The organism is Agrobacterium cavarae (assembly GCF_004310285.1).
GTDB lineage: Bacteria > Pseudomonadota > Alphaproteobacteria > Rhizobiales > Rhizobiaceae > Agrobacterium > Agrobacterium cavarae.
Map to the genome: position 1 here is coordinate 218,692 of NZ_SISF01000034.1, position 19,536 is coordinate 238,227.

16 protein-coding genes are annotated in these 19,536 nt (G+C 57.8%); 13 read left to right on the forward strand and 3 right to left on the reverse strand.

What is annotated here, in order from left to right; translation table 11 throughout:
- Positions 1 to 93 precede the first annotated feature (93 nt).
- The 11 genes from pyrH to lpxB all read left to right on the forward strand — a co-directional run bounded on the left by pyrH (position 94) and on the right by lpxB (position 11,229).
- On the forward strand, positions 94 to 816 hold the full coding sequence (gene pyrH / locus EYC79_RS21935; protein WP_130979497.1) for a UMP kinase: 723 nt from the start codon (positions 94 to 96) through the stop codon (positions 814 to 816).
- Between the two features lie 70 nt (positions 817 to 886).
- On the forward strand, positions 887 to 1,444 hold the full coding sequence (gene frr, locus EYC79_RS21940; RefSeq protein WP_062427448.1) for a ribosome recycling factor: 558 nt from the start codon (positions 887 to 889) through the stop codon (positions 1,442 to 1,444).
- A gap of 66 nt (positions 1,445 to 1,510) precedes the next feature.
- Positions 1,511 to 2,254 (forward strand): isoprenyl transferase, encoded by a 744-nt coding sequence (locus tag EYC79_RS21945; protein WP_130979498.1) that lies wholly within the window; start codon positions 1,511 to 1,513, stop codon positions 2,252 to 2,254.
- Positions 2,254 to 3,087, forward strand: a complete 834-nt coding sequence (locus tag EYC79_RS21950) for a phosphatidate cytidylyltransferase (RefSeq protein WP_130979499.1) — start codon at positions 2,254 to 2,256, stop codon at positions 3,085 to 3,087. Before EYC79_RS21945 ends, EYC79_RS21950 begins: the two co-directional genes overlap by 1 nt.
- Positions 3,088 to 3,148: 61 nt before the next feature.
- Entirely contained in the window at positions 3,149 to 4,270 is a 1,122-nt protein-coding gene (gene rseP / locus EYC79_RS21955; protein WP_165457099.1) for an RIP metalloprotease RseP, read from the forward strand.
- A 199-nt stretch (positions 4,271 to 4,469) separates the two neighbouring features.
- Positions 4,470 to 6,794, forward strand: coding sequence for an outer membrane protein assembly factor BamA (bamA, locus tag EYC79_RS21960; RefSeq protein ID WP_130979501.1), 2,325 nt, complete (start codon positions 4,470 to 4,472; stop codon positions 6,792 to 6,794).
- 49 nt (positions 6,795 to 6,843) lie between these two features.
- Positions 6,844 to 7,908, forward strand: a complete 1,065-nt coding sequence (gene lpxD, locus EYC79_RS21965; protein WP_130979502.1) for a UDP-3-O-(3-hydroxymyristoyl)glucosamine N-acyltransferase — start codon at positions 6,844 to 6,846, stop codon at positions 7,906 to 7,908.
- Positions 7,901 to 8,368, forward strand: coding sequence for a 3-hydroxyacyl-ACP dehydratase FabZ (gene fabZ / locus EYC79_RS21970; RefSeq protein WP_062598479.1), 468 nt, complete (start codon positions 7,901 to 7,903; stop codon positions 8,366 to 8,368). Before lpxD ends, fabZ begins: the two co-directional genes overlap by 8 nt.
- Positions 8,365 to 9,177, forward strand: coding sequence for an acyl-ACP--UDP-N-acetylglucosamine O-acyltransferase (gene lpxA / locus EYC79_RS21975; protein WP_130979503.1), 813 nt, complete (start codon positions 8,365 to 8,367; stop codon positions 9,175 to 9,177). The genes fabZ and lpxA overlap by 4 nt, the downstream gene beginning before the upstream one ends.
- A gap of 10 nt (positions 9,178 to 9,187) precedes the next feature.
- Complete coding sequence (locus EYC79_RS21980; RefSeq protein ID WP_130979504.1) at positions 9,188 to 10,048, forward strand: LpxI family protein; 861 nt, start codon at positions 9,188 to 9,190, stop codon at positions 10,046 to 10,048.
- Positions 10,049 to 10,056: 8 nt separating this feature from the next.
- A complete protein-coding gene (gene lpxB, locus EYC79_RS21985) occupies positions 10,057 to 11,229 on the forward strand; it encodes a lipid-A-disaccharide synthase (RefSeq protein WP_130979505.1) in 1,173 nt (390 codons plus the stop codon).
- Between the two features lie 54 nt (positions 11,230 to 11,283).
- Here the strand turns inward: lpxB and EYC79_RS21990 are convergent, their stop codons facing one another.
- Positions 11,284 to 12,189: a LysR family transcriptional regulator gene (locus EYC79_RS21990; protein WP_130979506.1), complete on the reverse strand. Its 906-nt coding sequence runs from the start codon at positions 12,187 to 12,189 to the stop codon at positions 11,284 to 11,286.
- 98 nt (positions 12,190 to 12,287) lie between these two features.
- On the opposite strand from EYC79_RS21990, the gene EYC79_RS21995 reads away from it, so the two are divergent.
- Positions 12,288 to 13,325 carry an aldo/keto reductase gene (locus tag EYC79_RS21995; RefSeq protein ID WP_130979507.1) on the forward strand — a complete coding sequence of 346 codons (1,038 nt, stop codon included), beginning with the start codon at positions 12,288 to 12,290 and terminating at the stop codon, positions 13,323 to 13,325.
- Positions 13,326 to 13,434: 109 nt separating this feature from the next.
- On the opposite strand, the gene EYC79_RS22000 is transcribed toward EYC79_RS21995, so the two are convergent.
- Positions 13,435 to 14,346: an agmatinase gene (locus EYC79_RS22000; protein WP_130979508.1), complete on the reverse strand. Its 912-nt coding sequence runs from the start codon at positions 14,344 to 14,346 to the stop codon at positions 13,435 to 13,437.
- A gap of 192 nt (positions 14,347 to 14,538) precedes the next feature.
- Entirely contained in the window at positions 14,539 to 17,478 is a 2,940-nt protein-coding gene (locus tag EYC79_RS22005; protein ID WP_130979509.1) for an Rne/Rng family ribonuclease, read from the reverse strand.
- Positions 17,479 to 18,129: 651 nt separating this feature from the next.
- Between EYC79_RS22005 and EYC79_RS22010 the strand changes: the two genes are divergently transcribed.
- A complete protein-coding gene (locus tag EYC79_RS22010) occupies positions 18,130 to 19,395 on the forward strand; it encodes an N-acetylmuramoyl-L-alanine amidase (RefSeq protein ID WP_130979510.1) in 1,266 nt (421 codons plus the stop codon).
- The last annotated feature ends 141 nt before the right edge of the window (positions 19,396 to 19,536 follow it).

Sequence of the window (19,536 nt, forward strand, 5' to 3'; positions counted from 1 at the left end):
GATGTTCTTGCAGCTCCGGACTTTTTATGTTTCGCCTGCCATTGCTGCAAAGCCGATCCCGGATCTTTGCGCGACCTGCTTAAAGGAGTCATGATGTCTTCCAAGCCGCTCTATAAACGTGTTCTGCTCAAGGCGTCCGGCGAAGCCCTCATGGGCGATCAGGGGTTCGGCATCGATGTGGCTGTCGCTGACCGTATCGCCTCCGATATTGCCGAAGCGCGGGCCATGGGCGTCGAAGTTGGTGTCGTTGTCGGCGGCGGGAATATCTTCCGCGGTGTGGCCGTTGCTTCCAAGGGCGGCGATCGCGTGACCGGCGACCACATGGGCATGCTGGCGACCGTCATCAATGCGCTGGCGCTTGCAACCTCTCTGCGCAAGCTGCAGATCGATACGGTTGTGCTCTCTGCCATCGCCATGCCGGAAATCTGTGAGAGCTTCTCGCAGCGCGCTGCCATCCATCATCTGTCGCAGGGCAGGGTGGTGATCTTCGCTGGTGGTACCGGCAACCCGTTCTTCACCACCGATTCCGCCGCAGCCCTTCGCGCCGCCGAAATGGGTGCGGAAGCCATTTTCAAGGGAACGCAGGTCGATGGCATCTATTCGGCCGATCCGAAGAAGGATCCGACCGCAACCCGCTTCGACGAATTGACCCATTCCGAAGTCCTGGCCAAGGGGCTTGCCGTGATGGACGTGGCAGCGGTTGCGCTTGCGCGCGAAAACCACATTCCGATCATCGTGTTCTCGATCCATGAGAAGGACGGATTCGCCCAAATATTGACGGGCGGCGGTCTCAAGACCATCGTGCACGACGCATAATCACCGGCGGCTCGAAAGGCGCCGGTCAAGATAATGGGCCGCCAAGGCCAGAACGAAATGGAGTATCAAGATGAGTGGTGTTGACCTCAATGACATCAAGCGCCGCATGGACGGTGCCATCAACGCGTTCAAGAGCGACATTGCATCGCTGCGGACCGGACGCGCCTCTGCCAACATTCTCGATCCCGTCACGGTCGACGCCTATGGTTCTCGCGTGCCGCTTTCGCAGGTTGCCAACATCACCGTTCCCGAGCCGCGCATGCTTGGTGTGAACATCTGGGACAAGTCCATGGTGGGCGCTGTGGACCGCGCTATTCGCGAGTCCAATCTCGGCCTCAACCCGATCGTGGATGGCCAGAACCTGCGTATTCCACTGCCTGAGCTTAACGAGGAGCGCCGAAAGTCGCTCGTCAAGGTTGCTCACGATTACGCCGAAAAGTCCAAGGTTGCCATTCGCCATGTTCGTCGTGACGGTATGGAAGGCCTAAAAAAGGCCGAAAAGGACGGTGACATCGGTCAGGATGAAAGCCGTGGGAAGTCTGACAAAGTTCAGAAGATGACGGACGACACGATTTCTGAAATTGATCGCTTGCTCGCTGAGAAAGAAAAGGAAATCATGCAGGTATAATTGGCGTATCGCCAAGCCTCGCATTGATTTAGCTTGTTGAACTCCGCACTGCCTGAATGGATTGAGATGTCGGAAACCGCACCTTCCCTGTTGCCTGAACATGTCGCCATCATCATGGATGGTAACGGTCGCTGGGCCAAACAGCGCGGCTTGCCGCGCATCATGGGCCACCGGCGGGGCGTGGAGGCCGTGCGTGAGACCGTTCGGACTGCGGGCGAATGCGGCTTGAAATATCTCACGCTCTTTGCGTTTTCTTCGGAAAACTGGCGCCGGCCGCAATCGGAGGTTTCAGATCTCCTTGGTCTCCTCAAGGCATTCATTCGCCGCGATCTGGCCGAGCTTCACAAGGAGAATGTGCGCGTTCGCGTGATCGGCGACAGGGTCGGGCTCAAGGATGATATCCGCGCTCTGCTGGAAGAGGCAGAGCAGACCACGCGCGACAACACTGCGCTCACGCTCATCATAGCGTTCAACTACGGTGCGCGGGATGAAATTGCGCGCGCGGCGGCGTCGCTGGCCCGCGATGTTGCAGAGGGTCGGATCGATGTTTCTGCGATCACGCCAGAGGCGATTTCCGCGCGTCTGGACACGGCAGGCATTCCTGATCCTGACCTGATTATCCGCACCAGCGGTGAGGAGCGTCTGTCGAACTTCCTGTTGTGGCAGGCGGCCTATTCCGAATTCCTGTTCATTCCCGACTACTGGCCTGACTTCAATCGCCAGACGCTCGTAGCTGCGATCGATCAGTATATGACGAGAGATCGTCGCTTTGGTGGCCTGTCCACTCAAGTTGCGATGGCAGGCGCCTGATGAGCCGCGAATTAAAGCTGCGGATCATTTCGGGCATCGTGATGGCCGCAGTCATTCTGACTGCGACCTGGTATGGCGGGATCATGTTCCGCGCCATCGCCGGCCTTCTGTCGCTCCTCATCTATTATGAGTGGAGCACGATCACCAAGCTCTCCGACACCAATCCGACGGGTTATGCCTGGGGCTGGTTCTCTGTTGCCGTCATGAGCGGCAACACCATCTTTGGTGAGAGCTCTCTCGATCTCCCGCTGCTTTCCGGTTTTGCCATCACCGCCGCTCTGTTTCCGATTCTTCGCGGTCCAAACTGGTGGCTGGTAGGCGGGCTCGTCTATTCGGCGCTGAGCGGCATTTCGCTTGCGGCCATACGTGGCGAAGAATCAACCGGCCTTGTGGCCATGCTCTTCGTCTTCGCGATTGTCTGGGCAACGGATATCCTGGCCTATTTCGTCGGCCGCGCGATCGGTGGTCCAAAGCTTGCGCCTTCGATCTCGCCCGGCAAGACGTGGTCCGGCGCTGCCGGGGGGACGTTCTTTGGATTGGTTGCGGGTGGCGCCGTCACTCTTGCCTATCATGGAAGCATCTCGCTGACGGTATTGTTGCTGGCGCTGGCGCTCTCCATTTTCAGCCAGATCGGCGACCTGTTCGAATCCTTTATCAAGCGCAGGTTCGGAGTGAAGGATTCCAGTAATCTGATCCCGGGCCATGGCGGGTTCATGGACCGGGTTGACGGTCTTGTTTTCGCCTGCTTTACCGTATTCCTGATTGCAGTGGTTCACGCGGCAGTAACCGGTGATGTGCCAGGATCGGGCGATGGTATCTTGCTCGGCTTCTGATCTGAGCAGATAGATGACGAGAGACGCGACATAGGGAATCGGGAATAATATGGACACTGTGATGGCTGCGGTTAATTTTCTGACCGGTTATATGGTGCCATTTATCCTCGTGATCTCGCTGCTGGTCTTCGTCCATGAGATGGGGCACTACCTCGTCGGGCGCTGGTGTGGCATTCGCTCAACTGCATTTTCCGTGGGCTTCGGCCCGGAATTGATCGGTTTCACCGACAAACGCGGCACGCGCTGGAAGATCTCGGCTGTGCCACTTGGCGGCTATGTCAAATTCTTCGGCGATGAGGATGTTTCCAGCAAGCCCGACAGCGATGGTCTTTCCGGGCTGACGCTGGAGGAGAGGTCGCACACGCTCGCTGGTGCGAAGCTCTGGAAAAGGGCGGCGACCGTCGCTGCGGGCCCCATTGCCAACTTCATTCTCGCGATCCTGATCTTCACGGTGCTCTTCACGATCTACGGTCGGATGATTTCCGATCCTGTCGTGTCTGAGGTGCGTCCCGATAGTGCCGCCCAGACGGCTGGTATTCTGCCGGGTGACCGCCTGATCGCGATCGACGGGGAAAAAGTGCAGACGTTTGAGGACGTCCGTCGCTATGTCTCCATCCGTCCAGGCACACAAATCAATGTTACTGTGGAGAGAGATGGCCGCGATCTGTCGTTGCCCATGGTACCGACACGCACGGAAACGACGGACCAGTTCGGCAACAAGATCGAGCTTGGAATCATCGGCATCACCACCGACCAGACGCGCGGCAATTTCCGCCATGTGAGCTACACGCCGGTGGAAGCGCTGGTTGAGGGGGTGCGGGAAACCGGCCATGTCATTACGGGCACCTTCAACTATATCGGCAACCTCGTCACGGGACGGATGAATGCCGATCAGCTGGGCGGACCGGTGCGTGTGGCGCAGGCATCGGGGCAGGTGGCGACACTTGGCGTCGGTGCGCTGATCCAGCTTGCCGCCGTTCTTTCAATTTCCATTGGACTACTGAACCTCATGCCCGTTCCCATTCTGGACGGCGGCCATCTGGTGTTTTATGCGATAGAGGCGGTGCGCGGCAGACCGGTCGGGTTGGGCGCACAGGATGTTGCATTCCGCATCGGCCTGGCGATGATTTTCAGTCTGATGGTTTTTGCGACTTGGAACGATATCAGCAGCTTGATCGGCTAAAGGGGCGTTTCGAGCTGTTTTTTTAAGAGGGTGTTTACCTTGTTTTGAAGCCAAAGTGGCGATTGGGCCACGGTGGCTTGCGAAGTAAACAGAAATTAACGGTCGGGCTTGCTTGTAGAGGAAAAGCAGGTAAAACGACGCAGATGGCCGGAGTCGGGTTCCGCCCGCTGAGGGACAACGGGAAAAGGTAAGATTTGAAATGAAGGCTGGTTCAAAGTTTTTGAACGCGGTATCGGCGGTTGCGCTGTCTGCTGGTGTTTCTTCGATTGCAGCTTTGGGGGTGCTTGCTTCTGCCGGTGTTGCCAATGCAGCTGTCGTCAGCAGAATCGATGTTCGCGGTGCTGAACGCTCCGGTGCGGATGCTGTTCGTTCCAACATTACGATCGCTCCCGGTCGCAATTTTTCCAATTCCGATATCGATGAATCGGTAAAGCGTCTTTACGCAACGGGCTATTTCTCCAACGTCAGCATGCGCGTGGCAGGCAATGCCCTCGTGGTGACGGTGAGCGAGAACAACCTCGTCAACCAGGTGGTCTTCAACGGCAACCGCAAGATCAAGGACGACAAGCTTCAGGCGGTCGTCCAGACGCAGTCTCTCGGCCCATATGATCAGACGATCGTGACGGCGGATATCGCTCGCATCAAGGAAGCCTACGCAAATATCGGCCGCAGCGACGTGCAGGTTACGACCCAGGTCGTGCCGGTTGGTCAGGGTCGCGTCAACCTTGCTTTCCAGATCAATGAAGGCGAGCGCACCAAGATCGCGCGCATCGATTTCGTTGGCAATAATGCCTACAGCGATGGCCGTCTGGCTGCCGTCATCAACACCAAGAAGTCCAACATGCTGTCGTTCCTGACACGCAAGGACGTCTATAACGAAGACAAGCTGCGCGCCGACGAAGAGTCGCTGCGCCAGTTCTATTACAACCGTGGCTATGCCGATTTCCGCGTCGTGTCCTCGAATGCTGTCCTCGACGAGGCGACCAACGAGTACACCGTCACCATTACGGTGGACGAAGGGCAGCGTTACGACTTCGGCAATGTGGCCGTCGAATCCACGGTGCCTGGCATTGATGGATCGCAGCTCCAGGGTCTTGTCTACACGAAGTCCGGCTCTTACTACAGCGCCAAGGAAGTCCAGCAGAGCATGGAAGCAATTTCCAAGCGCGTTGCGGCGGAAGGCTATCCCTTCGCCCGTGTGACGCCGCGCGGTGACCGCGACCTGGCTGGCAACACGATTGGCTTGACCTACATCGTCGATCAGGGCGAGCGCGCTTACGTCGAACGCATCGAAATCCGTGGCAACACGCGCACACGTGACTACGTCATTCGTCGCGAGTTCGACATCAGCGAAGGCGACGCTTTCAACCAGACGGTGATCAGCGCTGCTAAGCGTCGTCTCGAAGCGCTTGGGTACTTCTCCAAGGTCAACATCAGCACCTCGCAAGGCAGCGCTCCTGACCGCGTCGTGATCGTTGTGGATGTCGAAGATCAGCCGACAGGCTCCTTCGGTATCGGTGCGGGTTACTCACAGAACGACGGCGCGCTGCTGGAAGCCTCGATCGAAGAGAAGAACTTCCTCGGTCGTGGTCAGTACATCCGCGTTGCAGCTGGTGCCGGTCAGGATGATGCGCGTAGCTACACGCTGTCCTTCACTGAGCCATACTTCCTCGGCTATCGTCTTGCAGCTGGTTTTGACATCTTCAAGAGCCAGAGCAGCAAGGAAGAGTTCTACAATTACGACGAACAGGGTTTCTCGCTCCGCGTGACCGCGCCGATTACGGAAAACCTCGGTACGACGTTCAAGTACACCTATAAGCAGTTCAGCTATGACGGTAAGGGCGACTGGAACAATCCAGCAAATCTTGCCGCTCCTTATCGTGACCTGATTGCAGGTGGTGATTGGAGTCAGTCGATTATTTCGAACACGCTGAACTACAACACGCTGGACGACCGCAACATGCCACGCGAAGGCTGGCAGGCTGCATTGACCAATGAGTTTGCAGGTCTCGGTGGCGATTCCGAATACTACAAGATCTACGGTAAGGTTCGTTACTATCATTCGCTGTCGGATGAATATGACATCATTGGCTCGCTGACAGGCCAGGCCGGTTATGTCGTTCCAACCGGTGACAATCTTTACGTCTTCGATCAGTTCAAGATCGGTGGCCGTGTGATCCGTGGCTTTAAGAACGATGGTATCGGTCCGCGTATCGGCTCCGACGCGATCGGCGGCACGACTTACTTTGCGGCTTCGGCTGAAGTTACCGCACCTATGCCGCTCGTTCCGGAAGATGTTGGCCTGCGTCTTGCTGGCTTCGTCGATGCCGGCACGCTCTACGGCAACAAGGTTGCGAATTCGGCTGGCGTTCAGGACGATAGCTCGATCCGTGCATCTGCCGGTATCGGCATCATGTGGGCGTCTCCGTTCGGTCCGCTGCGCGTCGACTACGCTGTTCCGATTGCCAAGGAAAGCTACGACGAGGAACAGCGTTTCCGGTTTGGCATGTCCAACACTTTCTGATATCGGCAGTCCAGAACTGCGAGTTTGAATGTTCTGGAGTATCCGTTTGATGGACTACAATGCTTTTTTTCCGCCCCACGAAGGCCTGCGATTGAAAGAAATCGCGGTCCGTCTTGGGGCGGAACTGTCTGATGAGGCCTTTGGCGATCGACGCGTGAGGTCGATTGCGCCCGTGTCGCGCGCCAAGCAGGACCAGCTCTGCTATATCCTGTCTCGCAAGAACCGGGATGAGTTGCTGACATGCGATGCGGCCGCCGTCATCTGTGACGAGTCGCTGAAAAGCATCGTGCCGGATCATATTCCTGCTCTCATCTGCAAGAACCCACACACGATCTTTGCTCAGGCCGGTGAGCTTCTGCACCCTTCAGCCATGCGGCCTTCCGCCGTCACGCCTGAAGAGACGGGGGTATCGACTTCGGCGCATGTCGATCCCACCGCAAAGCTCGAACCCGGCGTCATCGTTGAGCCATTCGCCGTGATCGGAGCGAACGTTCACATCGGTTCCGGCACGCGGATCGGACCCGGCGCTATCATTGGCGCTGAGGTTCAGATCGGGCGTGACTGTACGATTGCCGGCGGCGCGAGCGTTCTTTCGGCTCTTATCGGAAATGGCGTCATTATCCACAACGGCGTGCGTATCGGCCAGGATGGTTTCGGCTATGCACCTGGACCGCGCGGCATGATCAAGATCGTCCAGATCGGTCGTGTGATCATTCAAGACCATGTCGAGATCGGCGCGAATACCACGGTCGATCGCGGGACGATGGATGATACCGTGATCGGCGAAGGCACGAAGATCGATAACCAGGTCCAGATCGGCCATAATGTGCACATTGGTCGTCATTGCGGTATCGTCAGCAAGGTCGGCATCGCCGGAAGCACGCGCATTGGCGACGGCGTGATGATTGGCGGCGCGGCTGGGATCAACGGCCATATCACCATTGGTGACGGTGCACAGATCGCGGCCATGAGCGGTGTGGTGTCAGACGTGCCGGCAGGCGCAAAGGTCGGTGGCACGCCGGCGCGCCCGATAAAACATTTCCTGCGTGATATGGCCGATATTCTCGCCCGCGCAGAAGAACGCGATAGGAAAACAGGAGACAAGAATGTCTGAAGAGACGAAAACGACGCTTGGCGCGGCTGACATCCTTGAGGTGATGAAGCTGCTGCCGCATCGTTATCCCTTTTTGCTGATCGACAAGATCATCGACATTGACGGCGATAATTCTGCGATCGGCATCAAGAATGTGACGGTCAACGAGCCGCATTTCACCGGTCATTTTCCTGACCGTCCGATCATGCCTGGCGTTTTGATCGTAGAGGCGATGGCGCAGACGGCAGGTGCGATCTGCGCTCGCAACAAGGATGGCGGTGGATATCTCGTCTATTTCATGACGATCGACAATGCGCGCTTCCGCAAGCCCGTCGTGCCTGGTGACCGACTGGAAATCCATGTCGTCAAGCAGCGTCAGCGCGGCAATGTCTGGAAGTTCCACTGCGAGGCCAAGGTCGATGGCGCTCTCGTCGCCGAGGCTGATGTCGGCGCGATGATGATCCCAGAGGATCAGCAATGAGCGCGGTTGCGGCCTCAGCCAAGATCCATCCCATGGCCGTCGTTGAGGATGGCGCGGTCATCGGCGAGAATGTCGAGATCGGCGCGTTTGCTCATGTCGGCGCGAAGGTCAATTTGCGCGACGGCGTCAAGCTGTTGAACCATGCAGTGGTGACCGGTCGCACGGTGGTGGGTGAGGGGACCGTCATCCACCCCATGGCGGTCATCGGCGGTCAACCTCAGGCGATCCGTCACGACGGTTCCGAAACGACACTCGATATCGGCGCGCGCTGCACGATCCGTGAAGGCGTGACGATCAATACGGGTAGCTCGGATGGCGGCGGCAGAACGATTGTCGGCGATGACAACCTCTTTCTCGCCAATTCGCATGTGGCGCATGATTGCATTCTTGGCAGTGAGATCATCCTGTCGAACAATGTCATGCTTGCCGGCCATGTGCGCATCGAGGACAAGGCTATTCTCGGCGGCGGCTGCGCGGTGCACCAGTTCACCCGTATCGGTCGCCAGGCCTTCATTGGCGGCCTTTCAGCTGTCAGCTACGATGTCATTCCCTATGGAATGCTGAATGGCAATCCCGGCATCTTGAGTGGGCTTAACGTTGTCGGCATGACGCGTGCGGGCATCGAGCGGGCCGATATCCACACCGTCCGCCGGGCCTACAAGCAGATCTTCGAGAGCGAAGGCAATGTGCGCGCCAATGCGGCTGCCATTCGTGAAGACTATCTGGAATGCCCACAAGCGCTTGAGATCATCGACTTCATCGCGGCCGCCAATGACCGGGCGATCTCTTCGCCGAACCGCGGCAAGTAACGCGGTGACGATGGGTGACCAGCGTCTGGCGATCATCGCCGGCAGTGGTTCTCTTCCCCTTTATGTGGCGCTTGCCGCACGATCGGCGGGAGAGGACCCGCTGATCATCCGCCTGAAGAACGAAGCCGATCTTGACTGGTCAGAGTTCGAAAATGCCTCGATCAGTGTTGGCGATGTCAAAGGCCTGGGCCTGCTTCTCAGTGAGCATGGCATCGACCGCGTGGTTCTTTCCGGTGGCGTAGCACGCCGCCCCGAATGGAGGGAAATCCGTCCGAACCTGAAGATGATCGCCAAAATGCCGTCGATCATCCGCACGCTTTTGTCGGGCGGTGACGACACTGTACTGCAAATGGTGATTGGACTGATCGAAGCGCAGGGCGCTCGCGTCATCGGCGCCCATGAGATTGCGCCTGGACTTCTTGCGACCACCGGCCCGCTCGGCAAGGTCAAGCCGAGTGACGAGGATCGTAGAGACATCGCAAAAGCGGCTCAAGCGGCGTTGGCGCTCGGCGTGCTGGATGTCGGGCAGGGGGCTGTTTCCGTCGGTGGACGCATCGTTGCCCTGGAAGGCGTTGAGGGTACTGATGGCATGCTGGAGCGGGTCGCCGCACTCCGTGCTGCCGGACGCATCTCGCAGCGTCGCAGGGGCGTTCTTGTCAAGCTCTGCAAACCGCAACAGGATATTCGCGCCGATCTTCCCACCATAGGCCCTTCCACTGTCGAGAACGCGGCGAAGGCCGGTCTTGCCGGAATAGCCATTGAAGCGGGCAGGGCGTTTATTCTCGATCGTGAGGCGATGTTGAAAGCCGCCGATGCGGCAGGCCTGTTCGTTTGCGGCATCGACACCGCGCTTGAGGGAGGCATGATGTGAGGGAAGGCGTGCTGAAACTTGCTGTCGTGGCTGGCGAAGTCTCCGGCGATCTCTTGGGCGCCGACCTTGTTCGTGCGCTCAAGACACAATATCCGGGGCAGGTGGAGCTCTTTGGGGTTGGCGGTGAACAGTTGACGACTGAGGGCCTGAACTCTCTGTTCGATTACTCCGAATTGTCGATCATGGGCTTCACCCAGGTTCTGAAGAAACTGCCGCAACTGATTTCACGCATCAAGGAAACGGCGAATGCCATTATCGCCTACCAGCCCGATGCACTTCTGATCATCGATAGTCCCGATTTCACCCACCGTGTTGCAAAGCGCGTGCGAAAGGCGCTGCCAGACTTGCCGGTGGTGAACTACGTTTGCCCCAGCGTCTGGGCGTGGAAAGAGTACCGTGCGGCGGCGATGCTTTCCTATGTCGATCATGTGCTGGCACTGTTGCCTTTCGAACCGGAGGCAATGCAGCGCCTTGGCGGTCCGGCGACAACATTTGTCGGACACCGCCTCAGTGTCGATCCGGACGTTCTGGCGGTGCGCACACAACGTGCTTTGCGTCCCGTGCCAGCTGCTGGTGACGGACGGACGATCCTTCTTCTGCCTGGCTCGCGCTCGACAGAAACGACACGCCTGATGGAGCCGTTCCAGCAGGCTGCAAGCGCGTTCGTGGAGCGGAACGGGCCAACGCGGTTCGTGCTGCCGACTGTGCCGCGACAGGAGCAGCGAATCAGGGAACTTGCCGCCTCCTGGCCTGAGGCGATCCGGCCGGAGATCGGCACCGACACGGCGTTCAAGTGGCGTTGTTTTGCCGAGGCGGATGCGGCGATCGCGGCTTCCGGTACAGTCATCCTGGAACTCGCGCTTTGCCATGTCCCGGTCGTGTCTGTGTACAAAACGGACTGGATTTTCACGATGCTGAGCAAGCGAGTGAAGACGTGGACCGGCGCGCTCCCCAATCTGATCGCCGATTACGCCGTGGTGCCGGAATACTTCAATGAAGTGGTCCGTTCAGGCTCCATGTTGCGCTGGGCAGAGCGGTTGTCATCCGACACCATCCAACGCCGCGCCATGCTGGAGGGGTTTGAGCTGGTGCAGAAAAGGCTACAGACGCAAATCCCACCAGGGGAGCAGGGTGCTTCGATCTTGCTGCAGACGATCAGGATTAAGACGGGCAAGCGATAGGCCAGATGCTTTGCCGCAACTGTGCGCGGTTTCCATCATCCAACGTTTTGTTCATCATCGAACTTTTCCATGTTCGGACAGAAAATCCAAGACGACCCTTATGCGCGCAGGGAGCGGGCCTCCTTCCTCAATATAGACTGCGTAAAACACCTCTGTGTCTCCCGTGTTGCAGTGAGACAGGACCGGCGCAAGTCGTCCGGCAGCGACGTCGTCGCGGACTGTAAAGTCAGCCAGCATGGCGAGGCCTGCACCTGCGACAGCGAGTCTTCGAACGCCTTCTCCATCGCTGATCTGGACACGTCCGGCGACGGGCACCACGACGGAGTGATTATCTTCGCTGAGCGTCCAGCCCGGCTCTGACCGGACATAGCTGAAACCCAGCAGGTTGTGGCTTTTCAGGTCCGCTACATGACGTGGTTGGCCATATTGTTCGAGATAAGATGGTGCACCCACAATTGTCCGAGCCGTTTCTCCCAGCTTGCGAGCAATCAGGCTGGATGTTTTCAAAGGCCCTGTTCGAATAGCTATGTCGGTGCGCTCGGCCAACAGATCAACCAATGCATCGGTAAGCGAGATGTCCAGGGTGACAGCAGGATAGAGAGCCATAAATTGTGGCACGATGGGTGCCAGCACGTGATGGAAGTATGAAGCACTGGTGCTGATGCGAACACGCCCTGCCGGTCTCTCACCCTGGCTAGCTCTCTGTTCCGCTTCGCTCAGATCCGCCAGTATGCGCTTTGCCGCCTCGTAGAATGTGCATCCTTCAGGCGTCAGCTGAAATTGTCGGGTAGAGCGATTGAATAGCCTGGTTCCCAGCCTCGCCTCAAGGCGTGCGATCAATTTGCTGATGGCGGAAGGCGTTAAACGCACTTGCCTCGCTGCAGCGGAAAAACCGCCCGTCTCAATGACGGTTACGAAAACCTCCATCTCCGTAAAGCGATTGATCTCGTGTCGGGCCATAGTGAATTCACATCACAAGTGAGGTTCCGTTTGGTGCTCTATTTCATTTTAAGAGGACTGTCTATGAATTGCGGTAGTTCTCAAAAAGGAAGACCAATATGGACTATCGATCACTTGGAAGGTCCGGGCTCAAAGTGCCTGCGTTGAGCTTTGGCGCAGGCACGTTTGGTGGGTCTGGGCCGCTGTTCAGCAATTGGGGCAACTCGGATGCAATCGAGGCTCGACGTCTTGTCGATATTTGTCTTGATGCAGGCGTCAATCTTTTCGATACGGCTGATGTTTACTCCAACGGCGCATCGGAGGAGGTCCTCGGTGAGGCGATCAAAGGACGCAGGGACGAGGTTCTTATCTCGACGAAAACCAGCCTTCCAATGGGAGATGGCCCGAACGACGCCGGATCGTCCCGCCTCAGATTGTTGCGCTCGGTCGACGATGCGCTGAAACGGCTTCAAACCGATCACATCGACTTGCTTCAACTTCATGCCTTCGATGCTGCGACGCCGATAGAGGAGGTCCTGTCAACGCTGGACATGCTGGTCCGCTCGGGAAAGGTTCGATACGTCGGTGTCTCGAATTTTTCTGGCTGGCAAATCATGAAGTCGCTTGCAGTGGCCGACCGTTACGGATGGCCGAGATACGTCGCCAATCAGGTCTATTACTCGCTCATCGGTCGGGATTACGAGTGGGATCTCATGCCGCTCGGACAAGATCAGGGCCTGGGCGCAATTGTCTGGAGTCCACTCGGATGGGGTCGATTGACCGGGAAAATAAGGCGGGGCGTGCCGTTGCCTGAAACAAGTCGTTTGCATGCCACGGCGAGTTTCGGTCCACCGGTTGAGGACAACTATATGTATCGTGTTATTGATGTGCTTGAAATGATCGCGAACGAGACGGCGAAGACAGTGCCGCAAGTCGCACTCAATTGGCTGCTCAGTCGCCCGACCGTATCCTCTGTGATTATTGGTGCTAGAAACGAAGCTCAACTCAAGGACAATCTCGGCGCGGTCGGTTGGAGCCTGACACGTGAGCAGATTGCAGCTCTTGATCAAGCCAGTGCCGTGTCCGCTCCCTATCCCCACTTTCCCTATCGGCAACAGGAAGGCTTTGCGCGGCTTGATCCACCTCTTGTCGGCTAAAGGATCAAGGTGCGCCGGCCTTGAGTCTTTTTGAAAACAGAGGACCGAGTTTTCAAGCGTTCGGTAAAATTCCGAAGGTCCGGGGTTTTACCGCTACGATGATAGTGCCTCAGATCTGGCGGATCACCGCTCCGATCGCGTTGACGAGAATGCGGGACGCTGTGAGGGCCGACAGTCCATCAATGTCGGCGGGCGGATAAAACTCGACGAGGTTAAACCCGGCGATTTTCGCCTTGCCGGCAACACCAGAAATCAGATCGATAATCTGGGTGTAGGTGAGACCGCCTGGCGTTCTTGCGGCGACGCCCGGCATGATACTCGGATCGAGGCTGTCGCAGTCGAGTGTGATGACGACTTGAGCATCCTCCGGAATAGCACGAAGAGCCGCGGCCACTCCGCCCGCGTGAATTTCTCTCGCCGTCACAAAGTGGCTTCCGTAGCCTCGTGCCGCTTCCACATCGGCTTTCCTCGCGCTACCGACACTTCGAAGTCCGACCTGCACCATGCCGACCACGTGCGCCATCTCGCTCGCCCGGCGCATGGAGCTTGAATATCCGTAGCGTTCTCCCTCAATCTCGTCGCGCCAGTCGATATGCGCGTCGATCTGCAAGACCCAGACAGGTCCCGAGGTCTCGAACGCAGCAAGAAACGGATAGGTCACGGAGCAGTCGCTGCCGATGAGGATGGGAACAGCACTCAAGGCCAGGATCTCTCGCGTCTTTGCTTCTATGCGCTGTCGATTGCCTTCATTGTCACGCATCACAGTTTTGATGTTGCCAACATCGATGCAGTTTATCGGACCGCCGTTGAAGAGTGGGCCACCGAGATCGAAATCCCAGTGCGCGATCAACGGAGCATCTTCCTGGCTTGCCGCTCTGATCTGATCGGCCGCTGTTTCATGACCACTGCTGTCTTGATCTGGATAGGCGCTGCCATGTGCCACGCCGAAGATCACCATGCGTGTGGGATTGCCGTCTGCGAGTTCTGAAGGGAGCCCAAGAAACGAATTTGCAGCGCTCATTGTGTGACCAATCCTGCTCAAGCTGTCGCCAATGCGGCGATGATGTCTCGCGACGAATACGGTGTCAAAGCGTGGGAGCAAATCTCGATGATCTCGACGCGCGCCCACCATTATCTTCGAACAGAAAACGGAAAACCCCGAGACTGGAAATCCAATCTCGGGGTCTTGATTCTTATCGCTGTGGTCCAAGGCTTAGAAGAAGCCCTTGCGCTGCCACCAGCCACCCTTGCGGGGCTTCGGCTCTTCGCCATCGGGGCTGTCGTTCTTGCCGGAGGAGGTCACGACCGGTTCGGACGAGGAGACATTGTCGCCGCGGTTGGCGCGGGTTGGCTTTGCAGCATCGTCCGCTTCCTCTTGCGTCGTCTCAACAGCAGCGTCAGCAGCCTGCGGAGCGGGTGCTGGCGCAGCAGGCGCTACGTCAGCGGGCGCCTCTTCCTGCGACGCAGGGGCGGCGTCCGCCACCGGTGCCGCGGCGGCCGGTGCTGCTGCCTCAACCGTTGCCTCGACAACCGTTTCAGCCTTCTCCTTGGCCTTGCGGGTGCGACGAGGCTTCTTCGGCTTTTCGGCTTCTTCAACCTGCGGCGTTTCAGCCTCAACAGCCTCGACAGCGGCTTCCGGCTCTACGCCTTCGGCTGCATCCGCTACGTCGCCATCGTCAACGCCGTCATCGGCATCGCCCTGATCGCCGTCGCCATTTTCGGCGTCCAGCAGGTTGCCATTTTCGTCACGGTTGCGACGGCCGCCACGCTTGCCACGACGACGGCGCTTGCGCTTGCCTTCGTCCTGACCGGCATTGTCGCCTTCGGCACGGGGCTCTGCGGCGTCAGCCTGATCGTCGGTGGCATCGTCGCCATCCTCGTCATCGCCTTCACCGGATGCGTCGTCGTTGGCATCTGCCTGAACGTCGCCGTTCTGGCCGTTGCCCTTGCCACGACGGCGACGACGACGCTTGCGCTTGCGCTTGCCGTCTTCACCATTTTCAGCCTGGGGCTGGCGTGGCTCGCTGCTTTGCGCCTTCGCTACGATTTCTTCTTCGTCCTCTTCCTCCTCCTCGGCTTCGATGACGATATCGTCTTCGTCTTCCTCGAAGGTCGGGAGAGCCTGCAGAAGGTTTTCGATTTTCACCGGATTTTCGACCGCTTCACCACGGTCGATGGCGAAGTGCTGAGCACCGACGCTCGCATCTGCAGCGATGATGATCGAGACGCCGAAGCGCTCTTCATAATCGACGATGGTGCCACGCTTGTGGTTGAGCAGGTAGAGCGCCGTTTCAGGCGTCGTGCGCACTGTGATGTTGTGGGTCGTGTTGCGCAGCAGGTATTCTTCGACACCACGCAGCACGTGCAGCGCGATGGAGGATTCCGAGCGAACATGGCCCGTGCCACCGCAATGCGAGCAGATCTGAGTGGTGGATTCGAGAACCGAAGCGCGGATGCGCTGGCGCGACATTTCCAGAAGGCCGAAATGCGAGATGCGGCCCACCTGGATGCGAGCGCGGTCGTTCTTGAGGCAATCCTTCAGCTTCTTTTCGACAGAGCGGTTGTTCCGCTTTTCTTCCATGTCGATGAAGTCGATGACGACCAGACCAGCAAGGTCACGCAGGCGAAGCTGACGGGCGACTTCTTCTGCAGCCTCGAGATTGGTTGCGAGTGCGGTTTCTTCGATCGAATGTTCGCGGGTCGAGCGACCGGAGTTCACGTCGATCGAAACCAGGGCTTCAGTCTGATTGATGATCAGATAGCCACCGGATTTCAGCGTGACCTGCGGCTGAAGCATGCGGTCGAGCTGCGCCTCGATGCCAGAGCGCGAGAAGATCGGATGAATGTCGCGGTAGGGCTGAACCACCTTAGCGTGGCTCGGCATCAGCATCTTCATGAAGTCTTTCGCTTCACGATAGCCTTCTTCACCGGACACGATGATCTCGCTGATGTCCTTGTTGTAGAGATCGCGGATCGAACGCTTGATCAGCGAGCCTTCCTCATAGACGAGGCAAGGGGCTGTGGAGTTCAGCGTCAGCGTGCGAACGTTCTCCCACAGACGCATCAGATATTCGAAGTCGCGCTTGATTTCGACGCGGGTGCGATTGGCACCGGCGGTGCGCAGAATAACGCCCATGCCGTTCGGCACTTCGAGATCGCGGGCAATCTCCTTCAGGCGCTTGCGGTCGGCTGGCTGGGTAATCTTGCGGGAAATACCGCCGCCACGTGCCGTGTTCGGCATCAGAACGGAGTAACGTCCGGCGAGCGACAGATAGGTCGTCAGTGCTGCGCCCTTGTTGCCACGTTCTTCCTTGGCAACCTGAACCAGCAGGATCTGGCGACGCTTGATGACTTCCTGGATGCGGTACTGCTTGCGCGGCTTGCGCATGGCGCGGTCTGGAACTTCTTCCATCGCGTCTTCGGCGCCGACCGACTCGATGACTTCCTTCTCGTGATGATCGTCGTCGTCGTCATCATCGTCATCGCCGACACGCTCAACGTCTTCGGAAATCGAGTCGGTGTCGACCATGGCTGCCATTTCGCCGCCCTTGGAGCCATCCTCTTCGGCGGCTTCATCGGTAGACGCTTCGGCGGTAGCCTCTTCAGCCTCGGTCTTCTTCTTTGCGCGGGGACGGCGCGTGCGCTTCTTCGGCTTTTCTTCTTCCGCAGGCTGCTCTTCGGCAACCGCTTCTTCCGTAATATCGACGGTTTCCTCGGAGGCTACGACCTGTTCGGAAGCAGCTGTGTCTTCAGCCTTTTCCTCAGATGTCGGCACAATGCCGATATCCGGCTGGTCGGCCTTGGAAAGATCGAGTGCGGGTTCGTTAGGGGCGTCAGCCGGTTCGAAGTCATCGCCACGGCGATGCTCTTCGGCTTCCGCCTTTAGAAGCGCCTGCCTGTCGGCCAGCGGAATCTGGTAATAGTCGGGGTGAATTTCGGCAAAGGCCAAAAATCCATGGCGGTTGCCGCCGTAATCCACGAAGGCTGCCTGAAGCGACGGTTCGACGCGCGTCACCTTCGCCAGATAGATATTGCCGCGTATCTGTTTTTTATGTTCGGACTCGAAATCGAATTCTTCAATGCGATTTCCACGAACAACGACTACGCGCGTCTCCTCTTCGTGGGAGGCGTCGATAAGCATTTTGTCTGCCATGTAAGCTGTGCTCCTCGGCGCAGCCTTGTCATATACGAGAATAGGCCCGCCGCAGGGACAGGCCTTTCATCTTTTTCCAAGGGTGTGCCGGAAATGAAGTGTTCCGCCCGACGCATGTAAACTGGCAGCATCCGGACAACGTGCAAGGCAACTTGCCTGCTCCCTGTATCCGGTTCGTATGAAAGCTGCTGCAACGACATCATTGGCCAAGCGAGAACGACTATAATAAATAGACTCCTGAGAGTCCGATGAAAATGCTCTCCTCAGAGCGAGCGGTGGCATGCCACCGGGTATGTCTCCGGCCACAGCCGGATTGATCCAGTTTCAGGATAAAAATGAAGCGACGGCAGATGATTGCCCGAAATTCAGCGCCAGAGTCATTCTCGATTGGCAGCCGGCGGGAATCTATCCCGTCAACATTTTTAACCCTCAATCGTGTTGTATGGTTTCTCCGTCACAATAGCAATAGGCAGGCTAAATATGTCATATCATTGATGGAATTTCGCGGTTAAGAAATGCTTCATCAAGGCTTGCGAATGTTGCAGCCAAGCGCGAATAAGGCCATCTTCATCAGGGGAAGACGGCGATTTCGGCTGAGAAGCCGATGATTTTCGCATAGAACGACATAAAACCTAAAAGATATTGGCGACGATGAAAACTCAGGCGCGGGCGGCAGGGACATCAACTAAGCGAGCTTTGTTTTCGCGAATCACTCGTTATGCGCGAGTCGCTTTCCCCGTCCTGTTCCTTGCTTTTGTCGCAGGCGAACAGGCTCATGCGGCGCCTCAGCTCGTTGCGAACGCCGCTCGCATCATCGGCGACGAGGCGCGCACACGTGTCGTGCTTGATTTCAACGCAGAGCCTGAATTCGAGGTGCACTATCTCGATTCGCCGGCGCGGATCGTGGTTGACTTGCCCGCTGTCAGCTTTGCCTTTCCCACCAACGATCTGAAGGCGACCGGGCTTTTCAGCGACATCCGCTTCGGCAGCATGGGCGAGGGGAGCGCGCGTCTGGTGCTGACCGCAAAGAAGCCTGTTCAGGTGGCCATCGCCAAGGTTCAGCCTGAAGAAGGCGGCAAAATCTTCCGCTTCGTTCTCGACACCGAAATCGCGTCCAAACAGAAATTCGCCGATCTGTTGAAGAACCAGGATTGGCAGGCGCTCGCACCGGCGACCACCGCATCCGTGACACCCGATATCATCCAGACATCGCCGCGCCAGTCCGATTTCGTCATTGCCGTGGATGCCGGCCATGGTGGTATCGATGCGGGCGCGAAGGGCGGCGTCAGCGGCACGGATGAAAAGGTCATCACGCTTTCTTTCGCCAAGCAGCTCACCGATCGTCTCAACCGTCTGCCTGGGATCAAGGCCTTTCTGACGCGCGATGACGACACGTTCCTGGCGCTTTCCGAGCGCGTAACGATTGCGCGCCAGCACAGCGCCAATCTTTTCATTTCCGTTCATGCGGACACGCTGAGCCAGAAAGGCATCCGGGGCGCGACGGTCTACACGATCTCAGACCGCGCATCGGACCGCATGGCGCAGAATCTTGCGGAGCGTGAAAACCTCTCCGACCAGATCGCCGGTGTGACGGTCTCCAATGCGCAGCCGGAAGTGGCCGATATCCTGCTCGATTTGACGCGACGGGAGACGCAGGCCTTCTCCGTGACGCTTGCGGAAAACATCGTTTCCTCCTTCGAGGGGCAGGTGGGGCTGATCAACAATCCGCATCGTTATGCAGGTTTCCAGGTGCTGCGCGCCCACGATGTGCCGTCGGTGCTCTTGGAACTCGGTTTTCTCTCCAATCCGGAGGACGAAAAGCTGCTTCTCGATGAAAGCTGGCGCGACAAGGTGGCTGAACGTCTGGCCGAGGCGGTGACCAAGTATCGTGCCCAGGCTCTTGCCAATGGCGGCTGAGCTATAAGTGCTGTGATGCTTTTGCGACGGTCGTCAAAAAGCGGAGCAACTTGATCGCTCCGCATTCGCATTTGATGGGCAAAGCCCTATTTTACTCACATTCAACGCGTTACTCGGCATCAGGATTCGGCAGCAGAGCGG